This is a genomic window from Alteromonas sp. BMJM2 (genome assembly GCF_027257845.1).
Lineage (GTDB): Bacteria > Pseudomonadota > Gammaproteobacteria > Enterobacterales > Alteromonadaceae > Alteromonas.
The window spans coordinates 60,376-82,055 of sequence record NZ_JAPVOT010000007.1 but is presented as its reverse complement, the minus strand read 5'-3'; the positions used below and the strand labels follow the sequence as shown (position 1 = coordinate 82,055).

41 protein-coding genes are annotated in these 21,680 nt (G+C 41.5%); 7 read left to right on the top strand and 34 right to left on the bottom strand.

Annotation, left to right across the window (positions count from 1 at the left end; all coding sequences use genetic code 11):
* Nucleotides 1-13: 13 nt before the first annotated feature.
* The 30 genes from O9X84_RS09565 to O9X84_RS09425 form a co-directional block, all read right to left on the bottom strand.
* On the bottom strand, nucleotides 14-193 hold the full coding sequence (locus tag O9X84_RS09565; RefSeq protein WP_269519509.1) for a hypothetical protein: 180 nt from the start codon (nucleotides 191-193) through the stop codon (nucleotides 14-16).
* Nucleotides 162-782: a deoxynucleotide monophosphate kinase family protein gene (locus tag O9X84_RS09560; protein WP_269519507.1), complete on the bottom strand. Its 621-nt coding sequence runs from the start codon at nucleotides 780-782 to the stop codon at nucleotides 162-164. Before O9X84_RS09560 ends, O9X84_RS09565 begins: the two co-directional genes overlap by 32 nt.
* Complete coding sequence (locus O9X84_RS09555; RefSeq protein ID WP_269519506.1) at nucleotides 779-1,042, bottom strand: hypothetical protein; 264 nt, start codon at nucleotides 1,040-1,042, stop codon at nucleotides 779-781. Before O9X84_RS09555 ends, O9X84_RS09560 begins: the two co-directional genes overlap by 4 nt.
* Before the next feature lie 9 nt (nucleotides 1,043-1,051).
* Nucleotides 1,052-1,546 (bottom strand): hypothetical protein, encoded by a 495-nt coding sequence (locus O9X84_RS09550; RefSeq protein WP_269519505.1) that lies wholly within the window; start codon nucleotides 1,544-1,546, stop codon nucleotides 1,052-1,054.
* Nucleotides 1,547-1,573: 27 nt separating this feature from the next.
* A complete protein-coding gene (locus O9X84_RS19640; RefSeq protein WP_442864524.1) occupies nucleotides 1,574-1,903 on the bottom strand; it encodes a DUF2110 family protein in 330 nt (109 codons plus the stop codon).
* Nucleotides 1,896-2,480, bottom strand: coding sequence for a Gp49 family protein (locus O9X84_RS09545; protein ID WP_269519503.1), 585 nt, complete (start codon nucleotides 2,478-2,480; stop codon nucleotides 1,896-1,898). The genes O9X84_RS19640 and O9X84_RS09545 overlap by 8 nt, the downstream gene beginning before the upstream one ends.
* 8 nt (nucleotides 2,481-2,488) lie before the next feature.
* Nucleotides 2,489-2,620 carry a hypothetical protein gene (locus O9X84_RS09540; protein WP_269519502.1) on the bottom strand — a complete coding sequence of 44 codons (132 nt, stop codon included), beginning with the start codon at nucleotides 2,618-2,620 and terminating at the stop codon, nucleotides 2,489-2,491.
* Entirely contained in the window at nucleotides 2,617-2,793 is a 177-nt protein-coding gene (locus O9X84_RS09535) for a hypothetical protein (RefSeq protein WP_269519501.1), read from the bottom strand. The genes O9X84_RS09540 and O9X84_RS09535 overlap by 4 nt, the downstream gene beginning before the upstream one ends.
* A complete protein-coding gene (locus O9X84_RS09530) occupies nucleotides 2,790-3,212 on the bottom strand; it encodes a hypothetical protein (RefSeq protein ID WP_269519500.1) in 423 nt (140 codons plus the stop codon). Before O9X84_RS09530 ends, O9X84_RS09535 begins: the two co-directional genes overlap by 4 nt.
* A gap of 442 nt (nucleotides 3,213-3,654) precedes the next feature.
* Nucleotides 3,655-3,849 (bottom strand): hypothetical protein, encoded by a 195-nt coding sequence (locus tag O9X84_RS09525; RefSeq protein ID WP_269519499.1) that lies wholly within the window; start codon nucleotides 3,847-3,849, stop codon nucleotides 3,655-3,657.
* On the bottom strand, nucleotides 3,846-4,136 hold the full coding sequence (locus tag O9X84_RS09520; protein ID WP_269519498.1) for a hypothetical protein: 291 nt from the start codon (nucleotides 4,134-4,136) through the stop codon (nucleotides 3,846-3,848). The genes O9X84_RS09525 and O9X84_RS09520 overlap by 4 nt, the downstream gene beginning before the upstream one ends.
* Nucleotides 4,129-4,413, bottom strand: coding sequence for a hypothetical protein (locus O9X84_RS09515; protein WP_269519497.1), 285 nt, complete (start codon nucleotides 4,411-4,413; stop codon nucleotides 4,129-4,131). The genes O9X84_RS09520 and O9X84_RS09515 overlap by 8 nt, the downstream gene beginning before the upstream one ends.
* A gap of 10 nt (nucleotides 4,414-4,423) precedes the next feature.
* Nucleotides 4,424-4,684 carry a hypothetical protein gene (locus O9X84_RS09510; RefSeq protein WP_269519496.1) on the bottom strand — a complete coding sequence of 87 codons (261 nt, stop codon included), beginning with the start codon at nucleotides 4,682-4,684 and terminating at the stop codon, nucleotides 4,424-4,426.
* A 914-nt stretch (nucleotides 4,685-5,598) separates the two neighbouring features.
* A complete protein-coding gene (gene dut / locus O9X84_RS09505) occupies nucleotides 5,599-6,132 on the bottom strand; it encodes a dUTP diphosphatase (RefSeq protein WP_269519495.1) in 534 nt (177 codons plus the stop codon).
* Nucleotides 6,133-6,138: 6 nt separating this feature from the next.
* A complete protein-coding gene (locus tag O9X84_RS09500) occupies nucleotides 6,139-6,408 on the bottom strand; it encodes a hypothetical protein (protein ID WP_269519494.1) in 270 nt (89 codons plus the stop codon).
* Nucleotides 6,383-6,754, bottom strand: a complete 372-nt coding sequence (locus O9X84_RS09495; protein ID WP_269519493.1) for a hypothetical protein — start codon at nucleotides 6,752-6,754, stop codon at nucleotides 6,383-6,385. The genes O9X84_RS09500 and O9X84_RS09495 overlap by 26 nt, the downstream gene beginning before the upstream one ends.
* Entirely contained in the window at nucleotides 6,732-7,538 is an 807-nt protein-coding gene (locus O9X84_RS09490; RefSeq protein ID WP_269519492.1) for an AAA family ATPase, read from the bottom strand. Before O9X84_RS09490 ends, O9X84_RS09495 begins: the two co-directional genes overlap by 23 nt.
* 1 nt (nucleotide 7,539) lies before the next feature.
* Nucleotides 7,540-7,749 carry a hypothetical protein gene (locus O9X84_RS09485; protein WP_269519491.1) on the bottom strand — a complete coding sequence of 70 codons (210 nt, stop codon included), beginning with the start codon at nucleotides 7,747-7,749 and terminating at the stop codon, nucleotides 7,540-7,542.
* A 134-nt stretch (nucleotides 7,750-7,883) separates the two neighbouring features.
* Complete coding sequence (locus O9X84_RS09480) at nucleotides 7,884-9,074, bottom strand: DNA-directed RNA polymerase (protein WP_269519490.1); 1,191 nt, start codon at nucleotides 9,072-9,074, stop codon at nucleotides 7,884-7,886.
* Between the two features lie 56 nt (nucleotides 9,075-9,130).
* Nucleotides 9,131-9,517 (bottom strand): hypothetical protein, encoded by a 387-nt coding sequence (locus O9X84_RS09475; protein WP_269519489.1) that lies wholly within the window; start codon nucleotides 9,515-9,517, stop codon nucleotides 9,131-9,133.
* Between the two features lie 9 nt (nucleotides 9,518-9,526).
* The gene (locus O9X84_RS09470) at nucleotides 9,527-9,811 is read right to left on the bottom strand and encodes a hypothetical protein (RefSeq protein WP_269519488.1); all 285 of its coding nucleotides are present in this window, start codon (nucleotides 9,809-9,811) and stop codon (nucleotides 9,527-9,529) included.
* Nucleotides 9,804-10,052, bottom strand: coding sequence for a hypothetical protein (locus tag O9X84_RS09465; protein ID WP_269519486.1), 249 nt, complete (start codon nucleotides 10,050-10,052; stop codon nucleotides 9,804-9,806). The genes O9X84_RS09470 and O9X84_RS09465 overlap by 8 nt, the downstream gene beginning before the upstream one ends.
* Nucleotides 10,049-10,954, bottom strand: a complete 906-nt coding sequence (locus O9X84_RS09460; protein ID WP_269519485.1) for a hypothetical protein — start codon at nucleotides 10,952-10,954, stop codon at nucleotides 10,049-10,051. The genes O9X84_RS09465 and O9X84_RS09460 overlap by 4 nt, the downstream gene beginning before the upstream one ends.
* Before the next feature lie 99 nt (nucleotides 10,955-11,053).
* Nucleotides 11,054-11,200, bottom strand: coding sequence for a hypothetical protein (locus tag O9X84_RS09455; RefSeq protein WP_269519484.1), 147 nt, complete (start codon nucleotides 11,198-11,200; stop codon nucleotides 11,054-11,056).
* A 245-nt stretch (nucleotides 11,201-11,445) separates the two neighbouring features.
* The gene (locus O9X84_RS09450) at nucleotides 11,446-11,841 is read right to left on the bottom strand and encodes a hypothetical protein (protein ID WP_269519483.1); all 396 of its coding nucleotides are present in this window, start codon (nucleotides 11,839-11,841) and stop codon (nucleotides 11,446-11,448) included.
* Between the two features lie 532 nt (nucleotides 11,842-12,373).
* Nucleotides 12,374-12,532, bottom strand: a complete 159-nt coding sequence (locus O9X84_RS09445; RefSeq protein WP_269519482.1) for a hypothetical protein — start codon at nucleotides 12,530-12,532, stop codon at nucleotides 12,374-12,376.
* Nucleotides 12,533-12,547: 15 nt separating this feature from the next.
* Complete coding sequence (locus O9X84_RS09440) at nucleotides 12,548-12,769, bottom strand: hypothetical protein (protein ID WP_269519480.1); 222 nt, start codon at nucleotides 12,767-12,769, stop codon at nucleotides 12,548-12,550.
* Nucleotides 12,770-12,835: 66 nt separating this feature from the next.
* Complete coding sequence (locus O9X84_RS09435) at nucleotides 12,836-13,090, bottom strand: hypothetical protein (RefSeq protein ID WP_269519479.1); 255 nt, start codon at nucleotides 13,088-13,090, stop codon at nucleotides 12,836-12,838.
* A gap of 99 nt (nucleotides 13,091-13,189) precedes the next feature.
* Complete coding sequence (locus O9X84_RS09430; protein ID WP_269519478.1) at nucleotides 13,190-13,528, bottom strand: hypothetical protein; 339 nt, start codon at nucleotides 13,526-13,528, stop codon at nucleotides 13,190-13,192.
* A gap of 319 nt (nucleotides 13,529-13,847) precedes the next feature.
* Nucleotides 13,848-14,066 (bottom strand): hypothetical protein, encoded by a 219-nt coding sequence (locus O9X84_RS09425; protein WP_269519477.1) that lies wholly within the window; start codon nucleotides 14,064-14,066, stop codon nucleotides 13,848-13,850.
* 280 nt (nucleotides 14,067-14,346) lie between these two features.
* On the opposite strand from O9X84_RS09425, the gene O9X84_RS09420 reads away from it, so the two are divergent.
* The 7 genes from O9X84_RS09420 to O9X84_RS09390 all read left to right on the top strand — a co-directional run bounded on the left by O9X84_RS09420 (nucleotide 14,347) and on the right by O9X84_RS09390 (nucleotide 20,196).
* Complete coding sequence (locus O9X84_RS09420) at nucleotides 14,347-15,039, top strand: hypothetical protein (protein WP_269519476.1); 693 nt, start codon at nucleotides 14,347-14,349, stop codon at nucleotides 15,037-15,039.
* Entirely contained in the window at nucleotides 15,032-16,651 is a 1,620-nt protein-coding gene (locus tag O9X84_RS09415) for a phage terminase large subunit family protein (protein ID WP_269519475.1), read from the top strand. The genes O9X84_RS09420 and O9X84_RS09415 overlap by 8 nt, the downstream gene beginning before the upstream one ends.
* 14 nt (nucleotides 16,652-16,665) lie before the next feature.
* Nucleotides 16,666-17,373: a hypothetical protein gene (locus tag O9X84_RS09410; protein WP_269519474.1), complete on the top strand. Its 708-nt coding sequence runs from the start codon at nucleotides 16,666-16,668 to the stop codon at nucleotides 17,371-17,373.
* A complete protein-coding gene (locus O9X84_RS09405) occupies nucleotides 17,373-19,094 on the top strand; it encodes a hypothetical protein (protein WP_269519473.1) in 1,722 nt (573 codons plus the stop codon). Before O9X84_RS09410 ends, O9X84_RS09405 begins: the two co-directional genes overlap by 1 nt.
* Nucleotides 19,087-19,386, top strand: a complete 300-nt coding sequence (locus tag O9X84_RS09400) for a hypothetical protein (RefSeq protein WP_269519471.1) — start codon at nucleotides 19,087-19,089, stop codon at nucleotides 19,384-19,386. Before O9X84_RS09405 ends, O9X84_RS09400 begins: the two co-directional genes overlap by 8 nt.
* A gap of 87 nt (nucleotides 19,387-19,473) precedes the next feature.
* Entirely contained in the window at nucleotides 19,474-19,698 is a 225-nt protein-coding gene (locus O9X84_RS09395) for a hypothetical protein (RefSeq protein WP_269519470.1), read from the top strand.
* A gap of 189 nt (nucleotides 19,699-19,887) precedes the next feature.
* Nucleotides 19,888-20,196: a phage holin, lambda family gene (locus O9X84_RS09390; protein WP_269519469.1), complete on the top strand. Its 309-nt coding sequence runs from the start codon at nucleotides 19,888-19,890 to the stop codon at nucleotides 20,194-20,196.
* Here the strand turns inward: O9X84_RS09390 and O9X84_RS09385 are convergent.
* From O9X84_RS09385 to O9X84_RS09370, 4 genes are all read right to left on the bottom strand, one after another.
* Complete coding sequence (locus O9X84_RS09385; RefSeq protein WP_269519467.1) at nucleotides 20,183-20,404, bottom strand: hypothetical protein; 222 nt, start codon at nucleotides 20,402-20,404, stop codon at nucleotides 20,183-20,185. The two genes, O9X84_RS09390 and O9X84_RS09385, sit on opposite strands and share 14 nt — an antisense overlap.
* A gap of 116 nt (nucleotides 20,405-20,520) precedes the next feature.
* Nucleotides 20,521-21,024, bottom strand: coding sequence for a hypothetical protein (locus O9X84_RS09380; protein WP_269519466.1), 504 nt, complete (start codon nucleotides 21,022-21,024; stop codon nucleotides 20,521-20,523).
* A complete protein-coding gene (locus O9X84_RS09375) occupies nucleotides 21,024-21,380 on the bottom strand; it encodes a D-Ala-D-Ala carboxypeptidase family metallohydrolase (RefSeq protein WP_269519465.1) in 357 nt (118 codons plus the stop codon). Before O9X84_RS09375 ends, O9X84_RS09380 begins: the two co-directional genes overlap by 1 nt.
* Entirely contained in the window at nucleotides 21,377-21,616 is a 240-nt protein-coding gene (locus O9X84_RS09370; protein WP_269519463.1) for a glutaredoxin family protein, read from the bottom strand. The genes O9X84_RS09375 and O9X84_RS09370 overlap by 4 nt, the downstream gene beginning before the upstream one ends.
* Nucleotides 21,617-21,680: the final 64 nt, after the last annotated feature.

Here is a 21,680-nt window from a genome sequence, read left to right as displayed (position 1 = left end):
GAACGCACCCCCGTTACATTTCGATGCGTTCAAATTCAACGTGTCTAGCGACAGCTAGTACACGGCTATCTTCGGTTTGTTCAAATAGGTATTCGCTGAATTGCTCATAGGCTTGCAGTATTGTGACTGCGCCCATTGTTTCGAACTGGAAGGAGTGTTCTTCAAATACCGCTTTGCAGAGGTACTCTGTCATTGGTTTGCCTTTGCGGGTTTTGGGATTCTTTGTTGAGAACTTGCCAGAGCACTGACATTAGGTTTCTATCAAATACTGGTGTTCTTGGGTTGGGTACAATGAAGTCATTGGGTAGCGTGTTGATAGGCTGCTCTGACACGTGATTGTCAGGGTTATCAATAGCTACTGTAGGAATGATTTCAGCAATGTGACCATTTTGATACTGACGTACCATGTGTGCTTCGTTGTCGAATCTAACGTCTGTCACTATCACAATGTCAGTTTCTTTTTGGTCAATTAACTGCTTGCATCGATTAATCCAAACATTGTCATTAACCATGCCACGGCCCCATGCTGTACCTAACGTCTGCATTAAGTAGCGTGGTGTTACGCCTAAGTGTGGGATAATAGTTTCCTTAGCTTCTTGGCTTATAAAGTGGGTGTCAGTTAAGCCAAGACCAATCTTAAGCATGTTCTTGATCGGGTCAGCAAAAGCTAACTGAGAACATGTAAAGCCAGCATCTCTAGCTGCTTTGGTGATTACCGTTGCACCGTAGTCTTTGCCAGCTCCTTTGCGTCCAGCTAAACCAATTACAATAGGGTTGGTCATTCAATTGCTCCCCAATTTAGTGATACAACCTTTATGTCTTCTGGGTCTGCGTTCATTGTGTCGATGACCTTACAACCGCTTTCTGAATAGGAGCTTGGTGTTAAGGCAGCAATGTCCACTTCATCAACATAAATAGCTTGTTGTGTTTGTAGTCGGTCACCAAAGCTGACGTTTGAAACAACTAGCATGTGGTCTTCAAAGAAATCTAGTTTTTCTTTTAGTTCACCTACAGTTAGGCAATCTGCATTAATTTCTAGCATGGTTTTTCCTTATGCTGTTTTTGCGTTGATGATAGCGAGATCTCTAAACTTCTCGGTGAATACATAGCTATCGCCTTCGATATTCACGTAACCGCGTTTGCGGGCTACGGTGATCATCAAACCAAGAGTTGAGTACGCAATGCTTTTGCGTTTTGCAATTTCACGGGTGCTTACTTTTTCGTTGCGTAATTTGATAACGCTTTTAAGTAGAGCAGGGTAGTTAATGATGTCGCTTTCAACGCGGTCGTATCGTTCTACTGTTGAGTCCTGTAACTCGCTTTTGCCTTTGCGCTGAAGTACAAACAGTTCCTTTTGTTCTTTTAGTTGTTCTGGTTCTGGTTCTGGTTTGTTCTCAGGCTGCTGCACGCTGATTATGTCTGCGTGGCCGGTCTTAGTATCGACGGCTAATACTAACGAAATGGTTTCATTCGCTAGTTCTTGAATTTGTACTGTCTTGCCTACCAATGCTGAGATTGGTGTAGTTTTAATTTCTTGCGTGTTCATATTTGCTGTCCCAAATAAAAAAGCCCACTATGAAGTGGGCTGTTTAAGTTTATCGAGTTGTTGTTGTATCAACTCTCGTTGTGTTTCAAAGCGCTTCCTGAGTTCTTTGTCGTAATCTACTGGCTCATGTATCAAGTCCATGAAGTACTCATTTTCAACTTGCATTGTTGTAGCCGAAAACAAGGAACGGAGTTCCTCATTTGTAAAGCGTACTTCCTTGCCAAAGTCAGTAACGATAATGAATCTGTCTTCAGTTATTTCAGTGATTACAGCGTTGCCTATATGACCTGGGTGTAGGGGTACAAGTTTTAAGCCAACGTAAAGATTGTCAGGAAGGGGTATTGCGAGACTACTCACTTGTCATGAAGCGGTATGCTTCAAGCTTGTAGATTTCTTGGAAAGCGTTTTCGAATGAGATCTTCTGACCAATCTCATCACGCCAGTTTTCAGGGCTGATACACACTGATGGTTTGCCTGTTACAACAAAGCCACCTTTCATGCGAATACCGCAGTACATCATCTTCTGACCAGCAAGTTCGATTGTTTGGAAGTCTACGTCTTCAATACGGTCAATAATGCTTTGAGATGAAATAAAGGCGCCATCGCAACCTAGTTTCTTCATCATATCTTGTATGACTACAGAACGTTTTGGTGCTTCTACTTTGTGTTTCTTATCTTCAATGGCAGGGTAGTCATTGCGTTCTAAGAACACTTTACGACTACAGTGATAGATGTCACTTTCATTTAGATAGACAACAAAGTCACCTACGTTTACTGGCTCGTGTGCTACGAACTCAATAACTTTACCGTCGAGTTTAAGACCGAAACGATAAGTGTCGTCTATGATTTGGTGTTCAACTATGAACTGTTCCCGTGAGGTAATCTCAAAAGCTTTGCGAATAATCGCTTTGCCTTGGTACTCTTTAAACTTCATTAAATTCCTTAATAGTAAAGGGCTAGGGAAATACCCACAAACACACGATTGAAGCGAAACACTTCATGTGTTTGTAGGGGTTTGAGTTTAGGGCCACCTACGGTAGTAGGGAAGCCCGGCATATTAGGTCGTTGACTCATTTGAATCTCTTGGGTTTGATGGAATAAAACACACCATTAAACGGTAACGGAGTACCATCTTCTCGATGTGTTGCGTGATACCCTAGTGGGTGTTTCTTTTTTAGGGATTCAATATCTTCTGGCGTGTAGTCCTTCAAACCGAATACTTTGTATTTACTGGTTCGCTTATTCACTCTTTCTCCAATAAGAGCTTGTATCTAAACTTGGGATTGATTAAATCAATAAGTTCTTCGTGTGACTGGCACTTGTAGACTTCAGCTTTAGGAAAGTCGATCGTACCGAACCTAGTGATTGCGGTGTAAAAGTTCTTGCCTACGAAGCCACGGACAAACTTAACGCGAACGGTGTCGTTCTGTTCAGTCAGGTCTATGATGACTTTAACGTAACCGCCAATTTCATCTTTCATGTGACCACGAGGAACCTTAACTACTGCACCATCTGATAACCACTCAGGGTCAAACTCAGAATCCTTCCACTTGCTGTTGCGAGCTGGTTTAACATCAGGAATGTCTTCGTCGCACCAAATGTCACTGTAGATGTGTTGCTCTTTGAGCCACTCAATAAGCTCTACTTTTGTGCTTATGGTTTTCATAAGTCAGGTTCTCTCCATTCTTTGACTCCTGATTGTGCACACCTGTTCCTGTGTCCACATCGTCTACATGTAGCTTGTGGCATACCTGCATAGTAACGGGCAACCGTTATGCAGCCTTCGAATCGGCATATCCATTCTCTTGCACGCTGTTCAGGCGTATCGCCTGTAACAGTGTTCTTGGCGGGTTGTAAGGGAAGTAACATCAGGAATTTTTTAAATAGCTTTGGCATCCAAAACTCTATGGTAGCTAAGGCCATAAGGCATAGGAAAACTAATGAGCAAGCGAGAAGGGCAGTAAGTATAATATTTACATCATTCATGTATAGAACCTCGAACGCTTTATGTAATCAATAATGGCTCCAGGCTCACTACGCATTACATGGGTAGGTACTCTTAACAAATTGAAAGGCGGGTTTTTTTGGGAAGTACAGTTCTTTAAAACTCATACATCACTGCCCTTTGTGATAAACCCAATAATTAAGCTAAAGGGAAAAACTACAATTCGAATTGCAGTGTTTGACTCATTAGAAAACGAGCCTAAGTGTAAAATAAAAACATCACTACCTTTTCGCCATAACCCTGTCTTAGCTATGTTGAAAAATATTACAAAGCGCCAGAAGCTTAAATCAACTTTCATACATCACCGCCTTTGCGTAGTTGTTCGCAAAAAACATCAGAATACTCATCTAATGCATCCCCAAAACCTCCGCCATATTCGTTATTGAAATTCTCTACAAAACGAGTAACGCCTTTAATCTGCTGCTCTATGGCGAATTGTTTTTTGTTAGAGAGGTAATCATCAAGGGTTTTCAAAGACCACTCTAGTTGCTTAACACGTGCTTCACGCTCCACATCATGTGCTTGCTGCTCTTCGATGATCTTAATTAACTCAGCTTTGTTCTGACCTTCAATGTTGTTAATCATGGTTCAAACCTTTTGAGTCAATCCATTGTTTGTATTCGTAAATGGAGTCCATTTCTTGCCTTGTTGCGATGTCCCAACAGTAGTGGTCTATGACCACGGGTGTTGTTGAACCTTGCCAGTTATTTTGTGAACTAAAGAAAATACTGAGGTACTTAATTTTTAAGTCGGTTCTTCCTAAATGCCTAAGCAAATCACGCAAGTAAAATGCTGTGTTTTGTCTCGGCCATACATAGATGGCGCCTTTAGGTGCAGACAGTATTTGTTGAGATGTAGTCACGTTGAAACCTTTAAGCGTTGGTTGAGTGTTCTTGCTTGTAAACCTTTGGCTTAATGCGTTGATCGCCTAAAAGGTCTATGCAGCTTTGAAGTTCTTTTTTGAACATTTCTGCTTGGTCTTTTGAAACAAAAGTTTTGAACTTTGGAGTAGGCTCATACCAATCACGATACTTAGGAACCATTACTTCCCACTCAACTACCCATGTTTCCACGGTTTCAATTGTTGTGGTTTGCTCTTCAAACTTTCTAAATTCGTAGCCGAATATTTTCATGGATTGTCTCTCTTGAATTTGGGGTCACCTTGGGAATTGAACCCTATGACACTCCTACGTCTAGCCCCGCGTTAATGGGAACGTTGTCTAGGTGACCGTTGAAAATGGTGCCAAGTGTCCAGAGATACTCTTAGACACACTCAATGTTCCACCTCATAAACTATGCAGGGCGGAGCTTTTAGCCACCATAGCTAGGCTGATTTGAGTGAGTTTACTTGGCGTTGAAAAGGGATGTTTTGGTAGATGTATCTGCGGTTGTGGACAGACAGTATAATAACTATTGGTTAGTTAGAATGCAGATACATCTCCAAAGCACCCCATACCTGCGCTAACGTTAGGTCAGGGTGAATGGTCTGTTGTGTCATGAGTGCAGAAAAACTCACAGATTTGGCTTTACGACACTATTCAGTACAGTCGCGGCAGTAATTGCGACTATACGAATTATTGAATTGGGTTGCGCATACAGGCGGTTGGACTCGAACCAACAATTTTAACTCTTATCCCTGCCATCAGGCTTACACCACATGAAGTGCCCGCAGGCCCGCAAACAAATCATGTGTTGTAAGTCGGGTATCGAACCCGATAGTGCACCATGCACCTGTATACGCCTTTTACATACCACTCGTGTCGAGTAAGAGTACTCAGTTGAGCCACCAATGGTATGTAACAAGGTAAGAGAACACACCACTTAGGTCACTTTCAAACCAGCCTTCCGAGCATGATTATTCAGTTGAGGATTGACCGTATAGTGCGTTCTCTAATTCTTTAATGTGATTTTTTAGATCTCTATTATTACGAAGGAGTTCTCTCGCATGGTTTTTAAAAAACCTTCTAGTTGATATGAGACTATTCACATAGTCTTTTTGTCTTTGGAATAGATGGTCGAGTTGGCGAAACTCTTTTTCGTCCATCACCTAACGTATACGCATCTCGGCATCGTCGATGCCTGATGCTCCACGTGATGTTTCTTGAAGACTGTCTACTTCTTCGATAGGCATATCGCTGTAGGTACGCTCAATAACGATTTGAGCTACTTTGTCCCCTTTACGGAACTCAACAGTATCTTGGCCTAAGTTGATTAGGTTGATTTTGAGTTCACCTGTAAACGGTTTATCAATGATACGCGCCATTACCGCAACATTAAGCTTACTGGCTATCTTTGAGCGGTTGGAGATGCGTCCGTAATAGCCTTTAGGTAGTTCCATAGCAATACCTGATGGCAGTACACATGATTTACCTGGAGGTAGTGTTACAGACTCCATTGTTTGTAAGTCTAACCCGGCATCGTCTGGGTGTGCCATTGAAGGCAAGGCAGCGTCAGGATGATGCTTAACCACTTTGATGTGGTCTTGTTGGGGCTGGTAAAATACTGTTTTCAAGTCAGCAGTATTTACTACTAGGTTCTCACCAGTTAGATTTAGGTCATCTGATTTAACGTCATCAGTCATTTGTTTTTATTCCTCTACATAGTAAGGAGATTGGTCACAATCTGAATTGGGACAGATTAAGTCAGGCTCGTATCTGTCACCATCAGGGATAAGTTCATGGTCACACGCAAAGCACAACCCGTATTCGGGTGCGTAGTCAGGACTACTTGGGTTGCTTGATGTGTTACCCATGTTTTCGGGATAGTGCATACTGTCTACCTCTATGGTGTAAGACCACGCAAAGAACAGCACAAGGATGGGTACAACGTTTTTAATTGAGCGCAGTATGCATCTCATGGAGTATGACCATCTGGCCTTTCTCTGCGTAGAGGTTTTGAATTTGGGCTGCATCTTGGTAGGTCAAACTTTGGTAGTTTGGGTCTTGTTCTTGATCTGGTATTACTACCTTCCAAGCACTCGACTCAAATAGTTGAGATTCCATTATGCATAAGCCAGTCGAACGAACTACCGGAGGTAGTCCTATTTTATTAGCCAAGCGATAATGGATTCTGTCGTCAGGTGAGCCATCTAAGTGTCTTGGATTATCTTCAATGGCTACCACGTACATGGTTCGGTGAACTTCATAAGGTTTATAAGTCACCTTGTCGCCTTTTTTAAACTCAGCTCGCACTTCTGAACTCAAGTGTTTTGCTGAACATGGCTTTTTGTTTCTGCTTAGTAGTCGGGCCACCGTTGATGAAATACTGGTGAAGCAGTGTAGTAATGGCTCGATAGCCAAGTGTATTGTTCTCATAGCCTTCCGTTAAGGAGTCAGTGACTGATCTCTCAACGTCCTTTCGCTTAATCTTAGGGAAGAGTTCCAAGTACATGGCAAGCAGCTCAGAGTCCTTCATGGCTTGAATGAGGTCTTCCAATGCTATCTTGTCTGTGTTGTAGGCCAGACCGACTCGACCTAAGAACTCTGTCTTAAGGCCAATTTCACGCAGTCTGTCTAAGTCGATGTTTTCTTCACCGTTGAATGCACCGGCAAAGATGAACAGAACGTTCTTACATGGAATGTTGATGTACTTACCATAGTCACCAAACACTGAAGTCGTGTCTGATTCTAAGATTTTAAGGAACTCGTTTTGAACACCGTTAGTGGTTTCATGCGCAAGTTCTGAATTTGAATTACCACTGATAAACAGCTTATCGAACTCATCTACAAAGATGACTGTCTGGCCTAGCTGCATGTTGGCCAATGGCACGAGTGCCTTGGACAAACTGTTTCCGCTTGTACCTTCTTTGGTTAGCTGTGCAGCGTTAATCTCAAGGAAGTTAACACCGTGCTTCTCGGCTAACTGTGCAATGGTGAATGTCTTGCCTGAACCAGATGGGCCAGTAAAGATAAAATGAGGACGTATCTCTGCTTTGCTCGATACGAAAATACTGAAAATACGGTCTAACTCTTCGCGGTGCTTTAGCATGTTATATGCCCTTAATGTTTACTTTTACGGCTTCAATTAGCGTGTTGTGGTAGATGTCTAATGCCTGTGATACTGAATGTCTGGTTGGATTCTCTAGTACCGAACTGAATGCGAGTTGTTTTGCTTCTTCTAAGCTATCAGCTTGGGCAGTGACGTTTAATTTGAGACTGTCTAAGACAGCGGTTTGGGGGTTTTGGGTTAGGTTTGTCATATAGTGGTTACATAGTCAGAATACCTCGTTTCAGAGAACTTAGTATATCGGTTGATAGTCACACCAGTGTGCGGAGCACACAGCTCTTTCAACTAGTGTATTTTAAAAAAGAAAAAGCCCCGAAGGGCTTTTGTTTAGGATAGTGCGTAGTTGGCGTTACCAATGTCATTGACGACATTACCAACCTTAGCAATAGAGTAGGGTGAGCCGTGTATTTCAGTGAGAATATCCGATAGCAGGTCAGACTTAGCTAACTGCTGGAACATCTCAACATAGTGCTTACGCAAGTGGTTCATGTTGTTAGGGTGACACTTGAACTCGTCGTGCACACACTTAACAGGGAATGATTTGTGAGCCAACGACTGCACAATCAGCCTATGTAGTTCTTCAAGCTCTTCTTCGAAGTCAGACATAAGCAGTTCCATGAACATGAACTTCTCAGCTAGGCGTAATGATACAAACTCGTTACTAGGCTTAGGGTGCTTACCGTTCTTAGCCCAGTAGTTCTCTATGTCATACTTGGTAGCTTTAAGCATGTTTGGGTCATAGTTACAACGTCTATTCATCTCACGGACTAACATGCCGTCGATGCTATGCACTACGTTAGCAGCGATAGACAAGCCTTTCTCTTGGCCGTTAACTATTTCAAAGCGGTGAGTGAAGGTAGAGTGGTCTAACTCATCTACTTCAATACGCTTATCAACCTTTTCAGTGACAGGACATACAGCAACGAATCCATCAGGTAATGACCATCTATGTTCGTCTGCGTATGGCTGCCATGCACCTAGTAGATGTTCCATAGCGATTGTGGCGCCATGTGCAACAGAGTTCAGTGACGCATAGAAGGCTTCTAGCTCAGGAGTATCTTCACCAAATATGATCTTAGGTTGCTCAGTTGAACCATAGAAGTGAGTCATTAAGGCTGGCTTAACTTCCTTACGAGGTATATTCACTGAGATGTTAGGTGATTGGTTCATCACGTTAGTTACATCACTGTAGATGTCAGCTCTACGGCCTGTATCAATAAGCCCGGTAGACTTACAAGTGACTTCACAATTCATCATTGCACCCATGATTTGAACACCAGACGAACAAGCGTCTAGGCCAACCATGAAGCCTGATGGTCTACCTGCTTCAGCGTCTTCGAGTGCAAGCAATGCACCTAAGTAGATAGCCGGTTCATCAGCGTCATGTACTAACGCATGGAGCTCGTCCATTGACTTGGTTTCAACCCAATCAAGGCGAGTTTGGAACAATTCTTTATCAAGACCAAATGCGTTGGCCAGTGCGATTTTAACGTATTGCTTACCAGTAAATAATTCCATAACTAAATCCTCATATAGTTGGATGCAGCAGCCGTGCGTAGCACAGGCTGCGTGGTTTATTTATTATTTCTTACTGGAGCTCTTATATTCCAGTTAAGAGGGTCATCTTTGTTGTGAGGGCTTAAATCAGCCCTGTAACGTTCGGGAGTAACATCATCACTGCCCGTTAGGGCTTTTTTTGATTCAGCGTACTCCATAGCGGCTTTCCATCCAGCATGGAAACCCTCTTCTTCGCCTACGTCTGGGCCGTTATTATCACACCAGTTGTAGAATGCTTCTTGGGCAGGTTCTAACTTGATTCGCCATGTGAGTGATGGTCTACGGATAGGGTTAAAGTTCTCTTTGTCCATATCTCTGTAAATACCATTGGTATCTAGGTACTGAATTTCTTGTCCATTAGCCAAAGCTCTTAGAGCTTCAGCTTGGTTAAGTTGTTTATTCATTGTTTCTCCTTAATACCCAAAGTTAGGCATCATTTTGTCAAACTGCTTACGTTTCATAGCTTTAGGCTTATTGATTTTACGCAATATGTGGTCACCTTTACCTATTAGCATTGGTTCGTTAATAACGCAGTTGCCATCTATAATTTTGAACTCCCAACAACCGTTGAGCACGAAGAACGAACCGTCACTGTTACGAGTACATAGGCAAGCTATGTCTTCGAACCAGTAAACGATGTCGTCATCTCCGTTAGCATCATCGATTGAGAAGTCCATATCTCCATAGACTTCAATCACTTAAAAGTTCCTCGATAGCATCAATCTTGGCTTGGTCTGCTTTACGTTGGTCTTCAAGAATTTCAGTAACAGCTTCGATATAAAGTTCATGTTCCAAACGTAGTTTTTCGTGGTATTCCATATCACGGTCTGACGTTGAGTACGCAGCATCAATTAGCCACGTACTCGGTTTGCCCTTGATTCTTCTCAAGTAGCCTTTAACTGAACTTAAACGGTTTTGTACTTCAACGTATTTACTCATCCCTCGATTACCTCTTTGTCTGCGAACTCTACGATAGCTTTACGGAACTGATTGCCTTGAGTGGACACGTGATAGCCCTGAGCATAGGTACGTCCACGTTTATCAACCTTATGGCGTTCATAGAACTTATTACCAGTTTGGATTAGGTCACGATACGTTCTGTATGACTCTGTAACGAACGTTAACCATTGGCGCTTAGTATCGGCAGGCATATCAGCTTTCTTCGGCACCTCGCTTAACTGAGTGAGTATTCTTTCATTCAAACAGAGTGGGATTCTGTTGAATGTATTAATTGAGTCTAAGCAGATGTCCTCATCATGGTGAGTACCCTTGCCTAAGATCATAGAACTACTCTCGGTTAAGAGGTCACTATCATAGTTACGTGTAACCTCGTTAGGCTGCACTATCATTGGTGGTAGATACTTAGTAGCACGAAGATGCTTATGCACTTGTTCACTAAGCTCGATGTTATTCATTAGGTGCAATGTTGCACCCTCGTCAGTCTCCATTTTGAATATGTCGAATAGGTCATACTCTGCAATGACTGACATAATTTCAGCTGTAGTCACAATGCCCTCATATTTATCGGACATACGTAGTACGCCAGCACACTGACCTACAATACTTGTGAACTCAACTGGGTCAGTTAGCACGGCTGTTTCACAAAGAATATCAAGCACGATTTGCTGCATATCTCTGTCTTCTAACTGGATTAGCCTTTCATTCTTAGAGTGATAGTAGTCTCCCTCTAGCCATTGCGTCAGAGCGTCAGCGGTGGACGCAATCAGATCAATCATTTCCTGTTCAGCAGTGAGGTCATTCAATATGACTTTGTTCACTTGCTTCTTTGAATGGGTTATCTCAACGTAACGTTGGTAGTCTATTTTGTTCAATTGGCTCATATCATCTGCTCTTTCATCTAAGTTCGGCTTCAGCCGAAAGACTGCGCGGAGCGCAGCTATCAACTAAAAATTTAAGGGGCCGAAGGCCCCATAATTTGATTAATGAAAATCTAATTCTGGTAGCAGTGAGTCACTTGCTAATTCATCTTCAAGGCTTGCTAGCTCTTGCTTAAACATTGCTTCCATCTCAAGTTCATTCTCAAGACGTTCGATTGTTTCGTTTAATTCAGTATCAAATAAATTCATTTCCATAATCCTCATAGTGGAAGTCGAAGAGCGAGTGTGTAACAGCACACACCCATAACTGGCCGTTAGGCCGAAAAGATAAATAAGAGCGCCAATGCTGAACCGACAGCAAAGGCAACAGTCAAGTGCCAGTTCTTTAATTTACTGGGCTGAGAAGGGTTACGCATAACGTAATCAGTAGGCATTTCACTTTCCTTTAGGCAATAAAAAAGGACACCGAAGTGTCCTCATTTAGAGAGCTTGAATTAAGCTGTTTTAGTCATTAAAGACTTCAACTTTTGAGTAGTTTCATCAGTCGATGATTCTTCTTTAGTTGCTTTAGGTTTGAACATAGAAGCGATGTCGAGCTCTTCTTCTTTAGGTTGCTGAACAACGTGAATATCACGTATAGACAACTTAAGATTCTTAGCAGCTTCTTCAGGGTTCTCAATCATGTAATTGTGAACAGCTTGCATTTGAGAAGAAGGCTCATCAACGAATGTCAAAGAAAGACCAACACGAGATGCTGGAACAACTTCACCATTAGGTAATTCAAACACTAAGTTGGCAAACGCATCAGCTTTTTGATTGCGTGAACCACGGTTGTTATTAGCGATTGAAGGGATTGCGTTGCTTGCTGCACGATTAGTAATTTTAGCCATTGTCTGTCTATCCTCATAGATTGAATTAGTGAAGTTACAGTTAACTCCACTACTGTGCGATAGCACAAAATCAACCTAAATAAGTAGATAAAAGAAAGACTTGCTTGACAGTAAAAGTCGAAGAAAATACGCTGCGCTTGTCGCAGCCCAGTGTAGTGTTTGTGTTGTGTTGTGTTTGTGTGCTTTTTATTAATTAAGTATATATATCTATTATATTAAATGGGTACATTGGGCTTCGCCCTATGTACCCTTTATATTTATATATAGTTAGTATTAAAGAGTATTACTTATAGTTATCTTACTGAATCTCTTATTCACTCTAAATGAGATGCCTAATCGCTTCATAACAACACGAGTCCTACGCCAACCGTATTGGCGAGTTACTCGCTTAATTGATGCACCGTAAAGCAGATACATAGCAATTACTTTATCAGTGCTATTACGACCAGCTAACCTATTAGCTGTTTTAATCTCTAGTTCACGGAAGTCTACGTCAACTAGAGTTTGACCATATTGCTTAGTCATATAAGTCCTATTTGTTTTTGATTTCACGAAGCTGCTTGAGCTTCTTATTGATATGTTCAGCGAGGTCTTTCTGACCTCCACTGGTATTCTCACTAAGCAATACAGAGTCAGCTAGTTGAGATGCATACAATATCAATTGACGTTTAATATCTTGTTCAGTTTGCATGACTAACCTCTACAGTTAAATGTAACTAACATCAGAAGCAACATAGTCGTAAAACATATCAAGAAGTAGTTCTTCATCGATGTCACCACTATCGTGGTAAAGATGGTCAGTGATACCAAATTCATCCATCCACTGTTTGAAGTTCTGCTCATGTTTATCAGCAGTAATTTCACGTTGATAAACTCTGCTTAGTTTGTTCAATACAGTAGCCGGTACATGTTTAGCGATTAAAGACATAAATATTTCCTCATAGTTAAATTTAAACAGCCATCACACTGCGTTAGCAGCATGACGGCAAATAGGTTAATCGAAGTCTATTTCTTCATGCATTTCGTTAGCATGTAGAATGAACTTATCAGGAAGGTAAGCACCATCTTCCAAGTGGTCAGGAACGAAGTTCCATTTAGCAGGTACAACCCACTCACCATCTAATAACAAGCTGAGTTGCCCTACTTTACGTTGTTCATCAGAGTAACGGTGATTACCGTCAACTAATGTCAATACGTGGACATACTTGTGGCCAACTAACTCGATGTAAGCAACAGTTTCATTTGTCATGTTCAATAATCCTCATAGTTGAACTAAAAATTCCATTACTGCAGCTCTGCTGCAAAAGAATTAAGTGCAGCGAAGGCGAAGCCTTCGTCTGCAAATAGATTAAGAGACTAGCGTTGTACCAACACTACTCATGATTTGGCACTTAAGCTTAACGCAGTTAATTAGCTTAAGAGTCTTCTTACTGATGATGTAACCTTTACTAGTTACTAAGTAACGCAAGCCCAATTGAGTATTAGTTAAGTTCTCAACTTCATAGAGTTGAGCACCAATAACATTGGTAACAGCAGTTAAAGACTTAGGGTTAATGGTACGTTTAACATTACCCTTGTTAGGTTGCATGATAGTGAGTTTACTAACACCATCATAAGCAACAGCTAACCAAGTCTCGTTCTTGTAGATAACAGTAGAACCTAACTGTAGTTTAATAGAAGTAGTCATAATCAAATCCTCATAAGTTGATGACCAAGGCAACATTGCCATCACTGTGCGTTAGCACATAGTCTTTGTATCGGTATGATGTAATGAGTAGATAGAGTATCGGATGAAAGGTTAATACTGTTTATAGCCACTCAGTCACACACTACGCTCATAACTATAGATAAGGTAAGCAAGTACACTAGGTTAACTATGCTCTTCACATGATGTGATACAGCGCGTCTGAGTAGAACTATCTAATGTAGTTAATAAGAAGGTGAATAAGAACTGTCTTAGTGTGTTGTGTGCTTTAGTTGTGTGCTCTTAGGAAAAAGAAAGAAGCCTAAGCTTCTTTCTCCTTGTTGATAAGTTTAACGTTAGCTGCTGATTCAGCCTTAGCTTGAGCTAGTTTATCTTGAAGCTTGAGCTTCTCTGTTTGTTCCCAATGTTCTACGTTGCTACGCATAACACCTGTTGCTTTGTTGAGGGATATTGCTGCGTCTTCTGCTGATGTGAATAGAAGAGTGATTACGTGAAAGAATTGAGCTACTGCTGATAACATGATGAAGTTCCTTGATGTTGAAGGCTTGATTGCCATAACTACGCGATAGCGTTGTGTGCTTTAGGTGGGGGGGGGGGGTAGTCTTTCGTTCCTGAACGAAATACGGTAGTAATGAACTCGTACCTAATTATTATAATTTTGAAAAAGTTGACGTATAAAATTTGAACAATACTCTCGAGACTTTGCGAGTATGTGTTTCAGTGGTAAAGTGACAACTCCTTCGAGACTGTCTTCAGCACAGTCCAGTTACATTCCTTCCCTCCCTCCTATAAGACCTCACATGAATGAACTTACCGTAGATGAAATAAAGTCTGCGCTCCCAGACCAGTTTAAAAAGAGCATAAACCAAGAATTGATTGATGGTATTAATGCCACAATTGTTGACCCTGAAATGTATGAGAACTACCGCGATAACTTAATGAGTTATACGCATGTTCTTAAGAACGGTAAGTTTAAGGTAAGTAGTTATCTTGATGCTGTTCGTTACGTTAGTTACAAGTTGATGGGTTGTACCAATATCAAGTCTTATTCACTAACGTTCCCTGACAAGATTGATAGGTTTAATTCACAAGGTGTTCCTGCCAAAGACATAGCCAGTTATGTCACTGCTTATAACAAATCTAAGTTAGTTAACTTAATCCTCGAACAGACGTTAATACCGTCTTACATACTGAACCAGGACTTATATCAGAAGGCGCTTAATACTCAGGCTGAACTGATGATGTACGCCAAGAGTGAGAAGGTTCGTAGTGATGCGGCTAATAGTATTCTTACTCAGCTTAAAATGCCTGAGAAGCAACAAGTTGAATTAGAAGTTTCTGTTAAAGAAGACAGTATTATTGGTCAGTTGAAACGCCAGTCTGCAGAGTTGGCTGCGCAGCAGCGAACGCTTATTGAATCGGGCGGGGCCAATGCACAAGAGGTAGCACACAGTAAAATTATAGATGCCGATTACGAGGTGTCTGATGATTAAGAGCCGAATAAACCAAGGTGTAGAAGAAGTTATTTTATCGGTAGAAGATCACCTAAATACTGCTAACTACTCAACACCCAAGGGCTACGTTCCTTCGGACTTCGCCCTTAACTTTGTTAACTTTATTAAGATGGTTAACGGGGCTGATGGGGAAGAGAACTTAACTCCACTGGTTCACTATTACATGCTCGATACCATTACAGAAGGTGGTACTCGAATTGTTAACCTATGTCACCGTGGTATCGCAAAGACCACCGTAATGGGTGAATACCTGTTCTTGTACCTTGCTGTGTATGGTGAGCTTACTGGGTTTGGTTCAGTGGACTTGGCTTTGTATGTTTCTGATAGCATCGATAACGGTGTTAAGAATATGCGTAAGAACCTGGAGTTTAGGTATGACAACTCTGAGTTCTTAAAAGAGGTTGTTCCCAATGTAAGGTTCACAGACACACGGTGGGAGTTTGTAAACGCTGATGGTAAGAAGCTAGTAATTAAGGGCTACGGTGCCAAGACAGGTGTTCGTGGTGCTAAAGAGATGGGTAAACGCCCACAGCTAGCTGTACTGGATGATTTGTTTTCAGATGAAGATGCTAAGTCACCGACTATCATAGAGAACGTAGAAGCCACGATATACAAAGCGGTTACCTACGCACTGCATCCAAGCAGAAACATGATTATCTGGTCGGGTACGCCATTTAACGCGAAGGATCCTTTGTACAAGGCCGTTGAGTCAGGTGCTTGGCAAGTTAACGTGTTTCCTGTGTGTGAGAAGTTCCCATGTGAGCGTCACGAGTTCAAAGGATCATGGCCTGACCGATTCACCTATGATTACGTTTTAGAGCAATACAACACGGCTATGAAGCTCGGCAAGGTTGATACATTCAACCAAGAGCTCATGCTTCGCATCATGTCAGACGAAGACAGACTTGTAAGTGATAACGATATTCGTTGGTACAGTCTGCAGAACGTTATGACAAACCGAAACAAGTTTAACTTCTACATTACAACCGACTTCGCCACATCTGAAAGAACCAGTGCTGACTACTCGGTAATAAGCGTTTGGGCCTTAAACAGTAATGGCGATTGGTTCTGGGTTGATGGTATTGTAGAGCGGCAGCTCATGGACAAGAACATAGACGACTTGTTCAGATTGGCTCAGATATACCGACCACAAGAAGTAGGTATAGAAGTAAGTGGTCAGCAGGGTGGTTTTGTACAATGGGTACAAGAGCAAATGTTGATTCGAAGTATTTACTTCACACTGGCTTCAGAGAACAACAACGGAAACCCAGGTATTAGGCCCAACACTCAAAAGTTGGTTCGTTTCAATACCGTCCTACCTCTGTTCAAGATGGGTAAGATGTACTTCCCACACGAACGCAAAACTGGCAAAGAGTTGAGAGAAGCAGTAGACGAACTGAGTCTTGCTTCAAAAGGTGGCTTTAAGTCTAAGAACGACGACTTCATCGATACCATTTCAATGCTTTCGCTGCTTAACACTTGGCGCCCTTCTGAAGATTCGAACATGCGTGCTAATGAACAAACTGACATTTGGGATTTAGACGATGACGATGACTACGAAGAAAACACCATAGATTCCTACATCGTATAACCCCACGGACTTCCATGAAACTATCAGAATTTTTTGATCACCTATCTTTTGGTGAATTAGCACAGTACAGCATTGGTACTGACGACTCGGGCAAGATAGCAGTTAAAGACTATCCACGCATGGTGTCGATTATTAATCTTGGCTTAACGCGACTGCATGTAAGACTTCCTCTTGTTGTTAAGCGGCTTAACTTAGAAGTCACCAGTGACAGGAAAGAGTATTTACTATCAAGCTCAGTGGCACGCACCAGTATGCTTCCGACAGACGATGTAAAAGACTTCTATCTATTAGACGAGGGCGTAGTGTTTGAAGACAACGTTCTTGCTGTCATTGGTATCAATGATGAAGACGGTACACCCATTGTATTTAATAACGAGTTTGCAGAAGACACGGTACTCGTTGATGCGTCACGCATTAAATTTGATGACCCCGTGCCGGGCATTTACTCAATTACTTACCAAGCCAATCACCCAAGAATACCTATGTCAAAACGCATAGACCCTGAAACCATTGACTTAGATATACCTGAGTACCTTGTAGAAATACTGCTGCAGTTCTGTGCAGGTAAGGTGCTTGGTTCCGGTGGCAATATTGAATCAATCCAAGAAGGGCAAGTAAAGATGCAGATATTTGAAAAGCTGGTAGCTCAAATTGAAGAGAGCGGCATGGTTCCTGAGCCTACGCCTACTGCGCAGCGCCATAGAGATAGTGGGTGGGTGTAATGAATATTGTTAAATCTGTAATAAGGGGAGTAAAAAAGCCCGTAATTAAATCCATTCTTGGTTTAGTTAGCATCTTTTCAGGTAGGTTTTTTACAAAATTTGATCCTATTAGTAATACCTATATTACTACCCATGAGGACATTACTCTGACAGGCAAGCTAATAACTATTGAAGCTGTTTTTAAGAGCGAGGGGTCATCTGATAATTACCTAGTTAGTTTGTCAACTGAGTATGAAGACGATCTTTTTGGATTGCGCCTGGATAGTGGTAATAACCCTAAGTTTTTTTCTGCGGGTTATACTTTATCTTCGGGAGCTTCAAGTTTAAGAGATGGCAAGCTTCACGTAATTAAATTACTTCTTAACAGGGTTTCAGGTGAGTTTTCTGTTTTTGTAGATGGTGTGTATGAATACGGGGGAATACATGACAAGGTTTCAGCTATTGCAGATTCTTACCGTGTTACCGTTGGTGCTCGATTTGATACAACTGCAAATGGTAACTCTTATGGGTATTTCAGAGGTTTATTGTCGAACATAAAAATCATGTCAGACGATATAACAGTTTTTGATATGCCAATTGATGAATATTACTCCCCATCAAAAAATACAGTCAGAGAATTAATCAGCAACAATAATGGCACGTTTATTAACATAGATGACAACTCTTCTACTGGCTTCAATTTTGTTGGTGGTGATCTTGTAAGCGAGAAAGAAGAGTGGTCAGGAAATGAATCATTTAAGGTAGGGCCACAGGAATCTTCAAATTTAATTGTAAATGATAACTCTATAACTTTGGAGAGGTTAACTGAAAGTAACTGGGTCGGTACAACTATAAGAGGGTTTGAACGTGACCGTACTTACTTAGTTAGCTTGGACGTTGAGAGGCTCGACCGCTCAGTAGACATAAATGATTATGGGGCTGTTAGTGCTAGTGGACTAAGTGTAGGCAAAAATAAGGTTACTATCAGCAATACAGAAAGGCTAGATATTATTATGAAAGGGGGAATAGTAGGTCACAAATTCATAATTAACGACATTTCGATTAAAGAGTTAATGGTTCCTCAATACGTATCAAATGTTTCTAGGTACTTTACTCACTTTGACATAGCGACCGGTATGCATGTTGACCTCAATCAATTAATTACTTTACCTCGGTATGGTTCATGGGAAGTTGAGATAATCTGTGTAATACCTACCCAGGGTGCTTACTTCATGGCCAACAAACACTCTACAGAGGGTAAAGATAGGGCAGGTATACTTGATATCCAAGATGGTAGGGTTTTCTTGCCAACAAGTGTTTCTGATTTTATAGGGGGAGACGCAAAAAGTTACCATGACAAAAACAAACTAAGAAAAGTCCGAATTTTTAATACTGATAATAACGTAGCTGTGTCCATTGACGGTGAACTTATACACTACACAAGTAAAGGCAATGAAGACCCTGTAATAAACTCGCTGGGTATTAAGTTTGCTGGCACTACTGGGGTTCCTAATTTCAGGGGTGTAATGGCGAGCGCAAAAATAATCGTCAACGGCGAATTAATAACAGACATAGATATAAACGAACGTTATACCTCTTTTCGTAACACTATTCTAAATAAAGGGACAGGGGCTAATGCAACTATTGAGAATGTCACTCCTGATGACTCTTTCAAATACGATCTTGTTGGCAATATGTGGGTAAACGACTCAAATGATGACTTGGAGAATATAAGTGAATAAAACTTACGCTGTACACACTAAACTGGTTGAAACCCAAGACTTGAAAGACATGCTATTGGTCTACCCAACTCCTGCAGAGTATGGTGACTTTTACCTATTTGCCCAACCGCACACTAAACCGGTTCAGCCTGTTATTGATATGCAGACTATTGAAGATATTCAAGAGTTTGATTCAGAGTATCAAAAATTATTAAATGAAAAACACCACCAGGGAAGATGGGTCTACTTGAGCCAAGAGCAAGGTAACTATCTTATAGATAACTACTACCAACCTGAAACTGAAACTGTTTAGTTAACATGGTAAATTACTGGCTCGGTTTTGCCGAGTCACCCCGCAATAAGCATTCCTTGCTTATTCAATCATCCAGAGAATTAAAAAATGAAAGTAGAACATAACAAAGTACACTCTTCTAGCGAGAGAACATACCTTTTCCAGACCGTACTTGGCTCAGGCACAGTTAAGCTTTTCGCCAAAATTCAAGGCATGGACGTGTATACCCTTTTAAAAGACTTTGAAAAAGACGAGATGGTCGCTGTAGAACTTCCCAACGGACAATGGAAAGCAGAGATAACAGGGGATGCGAAAGTAGCCGTATCTACTTAAAACATAAAAAAGGGGCGTTAGCCCCTTTGTTTTTTATTAGTCCACTAAATAACTACGAAAGTCTATAACGGTAATCCAACGATGTTAGGTAGTATGCGAGGTAGTTAACGTGATGTTTTGTTAGGATTAAAAAACTAACGAAAGCGTTATAAATTCACTGTATATTACCTACTGAAGTACTATCCCTCCATGAAAAGACCTACCAAAATGCTTGAACAATTCAAAGAAATCCCTCCAGCTTTGCTCAGTGTGCTACTAGCCGTAGTCATTGCGTTGTTGCGCGTGATTTACGACAAAGAAGAAACTTCAGCTATTCGTATAGGTTTGGAAGCAATCTTATGTGGTGCTCTAGCTGTAGCAGCAGCTAGTGGCGTTGAAGCAATGGGGCTTGATCAGAACTGGACGGTATTCATTGGCGGAGTCATAGGCTTTGTTGGTTCACAAAGCATACGCTCCTATGCCAATATCTTTATAAGCCGCAAAGCTAATGGGAAGTAGCAGGTTGCAGGTCTATCCAACCTTGAACCGCTTCTTCACCAACTACGCCTTCAGCAAGCATATCGTTAATGCCTTTACACGTTGAGTCAATTACCCACTCTTCATTTAAGTAACAGGCTAGTTTACGTTGACCACGCACCTCAATTAATGCGTAACGTCTTGGAAAGTTCTCGACACGAAGCTTTTTTAGGCCGCTTAAATTTAACATTACATTTCCCCCTGGATATGTGCGCACAATATAATGAGCTAGAACCCGAAGTAAAGTAAAAAACCCACTTAATTGTGGGTTTTTTGTCTGTAATTGCTAAATTTTAGGTAGATAAGTCACTTTTCAGGCGATTTTACTTCTTTCATTTTTTTCTTAGAAGTTCCTACCCAATACGCTACTGCACCTCCCCATAAAGTCATGAGCTGTGTCGCAAACACGGTAACCAGTGCGCGGTTCTGTTCGCTAATATCAAAGAACATAAGTGAGTAGCCATAAGCACCGGCCATGAAAGTAAGCGCCATGACGATAATCGCGGGCATATCACTTTCTTCATTGGCTTGTCGTGCTTTATCTCTGTCTTCTAACTCAACACGTTCTGACTCTAAGGCCAGCTTTGCAAGTTCACGTTCGTTTTCTTGCTCAAGCTTAAGTATCTTAGCGTGATTATCACTGTATGGGTCAGAGAGGGCTTTACCTACTGCCTGTGGAGTTGAATCAACACCGAGTGCTTTACCTATTAAGGCTTGTGCTGCAAAGGCTTTAGGCCCACCAATTACAGTGGCAAGTAGCGGAGCGTACTTGCCTACCATTGACTTAATATCTTTCCAGTTAAAGTCCATTATAGTTCCTCATGGTAAGCAAATGCGCGAGAATCCACGTGTACCCAAGAAGAGTACTCGATGAAGCCAAATTGGTAGGTGTAGTTTTCGACTAGAGCTTCGTATACTTCACGAGCACTTACGTTACGAACTTTGATGTCTGCAGCTTTACCAAATAAATGGAATGACTGATCAGCACCACCTTCTGCTGCGTTATGTGCAACACAACGACAACCTGATGTAATTGTGATTGGCTCACCAAAGTAATCTCTTAACCACTTCAGTATGTCCAGTAGTTCAACGTCAACGGTGTCAAAACCACAACCGCATTTGCACGCAAATTCACTGCGTAAGAAATGTTTTGCTATGCTGTTCATTTGCTAATTGCCCCCAACATGACTGCTGAGTAAAGCTCGTTGTAACCACCAACGTGCTTATCATCTTTGTAGACTTGCGGTACGGTAGTTAGACCTTGCTCTTTTAGCTCGGAGAGTTTGTCTTTTTGTTCGGGAGATTTGATGTCATAATAATTGTAAGGTATGCCTTTAGCTTTCAATAGCTCTTGAGCCATGTCGCAGTAGTGACACCCCTTATATCCGTAGATACGAAGCATAGTAGAACCTATGTGGAGGGTATGGGGGAATTATCATGCGCAATGCATGATGGAGAGGACTGGA

What these genes read in the sequence shown, in the direction of transcription:
- O9X84_RS09555 (WP_269519506.1), bottom strand. Translation starts at nt 1,042, where the DNA reads ATGCTAGAAATTAATGCAGATTGCCTAACTGTAGGTGAACTAAAAGAA.
- O9X84_RS09395 (WP_269519470.1), top strand. Translation starts at nt 19,474, where the DNA reads ATGAAAGTAGAACATAACAAAGTACACTCTTCTAGCGAGAGAACATAC.
- O9X84_RS09490 (WP_269519492.1), bottom strand. Translation starts at nt 7,538, where the DNA reads ATGCTAAAGCACCGCGAAGAGTTAGACCGTATTTTCAGTATTTTCGTA.
- O9X84_RS09450 (WP_269519483.1), bottom strand. Translation starts at nt 11,841, where the DNA reads ATGGCTAAAATTACTAATCGTGCAGCAAGCAACGCAATCCCTTCAATC.
- O9X84_RS09540 (WP_269519502.1), bottom strand. Translation starts at nt 2,620, where the DNA reads ATGAGTCAACGACCTAATATGCCGGGCTTCCCTACTACCGTAGGTGGC.
- O9X84_RS09380 (WP_269519466.1), bottom strand. Translation starts at nt 21,024, where the DNA reads ATGGACTTTAACTGGAAAGATATTAAGTCAATGGTAGGCAAGTACGCT.
- dut (WP_269519495.1), bottom strand. Translation starts at nt 6,132, where the DNA reads ATGACTGATGACGTTAAATCAGATGACCTAAATCTAACTGGTGAGAAC.
- O9X84_RS09475 (WP_269519489.1), bottom strand. Translation starts at nt 9,517, where the DNA reads ATGAATAAACAACTTAACCAAGCTGAAGCTCTAAGAGCTTTGGCTAAT.
- O9X84_RS09550 (WP_269519505.1), bottom strand. Translation starts at nt 1,546, where the DNA reads ATGAACACGCAAGAAATTAAAACTACACCAATCTCAGCATTGGTAGGC.
- O9X84_RS09465 (WP_269519486.1), bottom strand. Translation starts at nt 10,052, where the DNA reads ATGAGTAAATACGTTGAAGTACAAAACCGTTTAAGTTCAGTTAAAGGC.
- O9X84_RS09480 (WP_269519490.1), bottom strand. Translation starts at nt 9,074, where the DNA reads ATGGAATTATTTACTGGTAAGCAATACGTTAAAATCGCACTGGCCAAC.
- O9X84_RS09405 (WP_269519473.1), top strand. Translation starts at nt 17,373, where the DNA reads ATGAATATTGTTAAATCTGTAATAAGGGGAGTAAAAAAGCCCGTAATT.
- O9X84_RS09430 (WP_269519478.1), bottom strand. Translation starts at nt 13,528, where the DNA reads ATGACTACTTCTATTAAACTACAGTTAGGTTCTACTGTTATCTACAAG.
- O9X84_RS09530 (WP_269519500.1), bottom strand. Translation starts at nt 3,212, where the DNA reads ATGAAAACCATAAGCACAAAAGTAGAGCTTATTGAGTGGCTCAAAGAG.
- O9X84_RS09525 (WP_269519499.1), bottom strand. Translation starts at nt 3,849, where the DNA reads ATGAAAGTTGATTTAAGCTTCTGGCGCTTTGTAATATTTTTCAACATA.
- O9X84_RS09455 (WP_269519484.1), bottom strand. Translation starts at nt 11,200, where the DNA reads ATGAATTTATTTGATACTGAATTAAACGAAACAATCGAACGTCTTGAG.
- O9X84_RS09440 (WP_269519480.1), bottom strand. Translation starts at nt 12,769, where the DNA reads ATGTCTTTAATCGCTAAACATGTACCGGCTACTGTATTGAACAAACTA.
- O9X84_RS09435 (WP_269519479.1), bottom strand. Translation starts at nt 13,090, where the DNA reads ATGACAAATGAAACTGTTGCTTACATCGAGTTAGTTGGCCACAAGTAT.
- O9X84_RS09560 (WP_269519507.1), bottom strand. Translation starts at nt 782, where the DNA reads ATGACCAACCCTATTGTAATTGGTTTAGCTGGACGCAAAGGAGCTGGC.
- O9X84_RS09385 (WP_269519467.1), bottom strand. Translation starts at nt 20,404, where the DNA reads ATGTTAAATTTAAGCGGCCTAAAAAAGCTTCGTGTCGAGAACTTTCCA.
- O9X84_RS09510 (WP_269519496.1), bottom strand. Translation starts at nt 4,684, where the DNA reads ATGAAAATATTCGGCTACGAATTTAGAAAGTTTGAAGAGCAAACCACA.
- O9X84_RS09485 (WP_269519491.1), bottom strand. Translation starts at nt 7,749, where the DNA reads ATGACAAACCTAACCCAAAACCCCCAAACCGCTGTCTTAGACAGTCTC.
- O9X84_RS09545 (WP_269519503.1), bottom strand. Translation starts at nt 2,480, where the DNA reads ATGAAGTTTAAAGAGTACCAAGGCAAAGCGATTATTCGCAAAGCTTTT.
- O9X84_RS09565 (WP_269519509.1), bottom strand. Translation starts at nt 193, where the DNA reads ATGACAGAGTACCTCTGCAAAGCGGTATTTGAAGAACACTCCTTCCAG.
- O9X84_RS09390 (WP_269519469.1), top strand. Translation starts at nt 19,888, where the DNA reads ATGAAAAGACCTACCAAAATGCTTGAACAATTCAAAGAAATCCCTCCA.
- O9X84_RS09500 (WP_269519494.1), bottom strand. Translation starts at nt 6,408, where the DNA reads ATGAGATGCATACTGCGCTCAATTAAAAACGTTGTACCCATCCTTGTG.
- O9X84_RS09460 (WP_269519485.1), bottom strand. Translation starts at nt 10,954, where the DNA reads ATGAGCCAATTGAACAAAATAGACTACCAACGTTACGTTGAGATAACC.
- O9X84_RS09370 (WP_269519463.1), bottom strand. Translation starts at nt 21,616, where the DNA reads ATGCTTCGTATCTACGGATATAAGGGGTGTCACTACTGCGACATGGCT.
- O9X84_RS09375 (WP_269519465.1), bottom strand. Translation starts at nt 21,380, where the DNA reads ATGAACAGCATAGCAAAACATTTCTTACGCAGTGAATTTGCGTGCAAA.
- O9X84_RS09420 (WP_269519476.1), top strand. Translation starts at nt 14,347, where the DNA reads ATGAATGAACTTACCGTAGATGAAATAAAGTCTGCGCTCCCAGACCAG.
- O9X84_RS09445 (WP_269519482.1), bottom strand. Translation starts at nt 12,532, where the DNA reads ATGCAAACTGAACAAGATATTAAACGTCAATTGATATTGTATGCATCT.
- O9X84_RS09415 (WP_269519475.1), top strand. Translation starts at nt 15,032, where the DNA reads ATGATTAAGAGCCGAATAAACCAAGGTGTAGAAGAAGTTATTTTATCG.
- O9X84_RS09520 (WP_269519498.1), bottom strand. Translation starts at nt 4,136, where the DNA reads ATGATTAACAACATTGAAGGTCAGAACAAAGCTGAGTTAATTAAGATC.
- O9X84_RS09410 (WP_269519474.1), top strand. Translation starts at nt 16,666, where the DNA reads ATGAAACTATCAGAATTTTTTGATCACCTATCTTTTGGTGAATTAGCA.
- O9X84_RS09425 (WP_269519477.1), bottom strand. Translation starts at nt 14,066, where the DNA reads ATGTTATCAGCAGTAGCTCAATTCTTTCACGTAATCACTCTTCTATTC.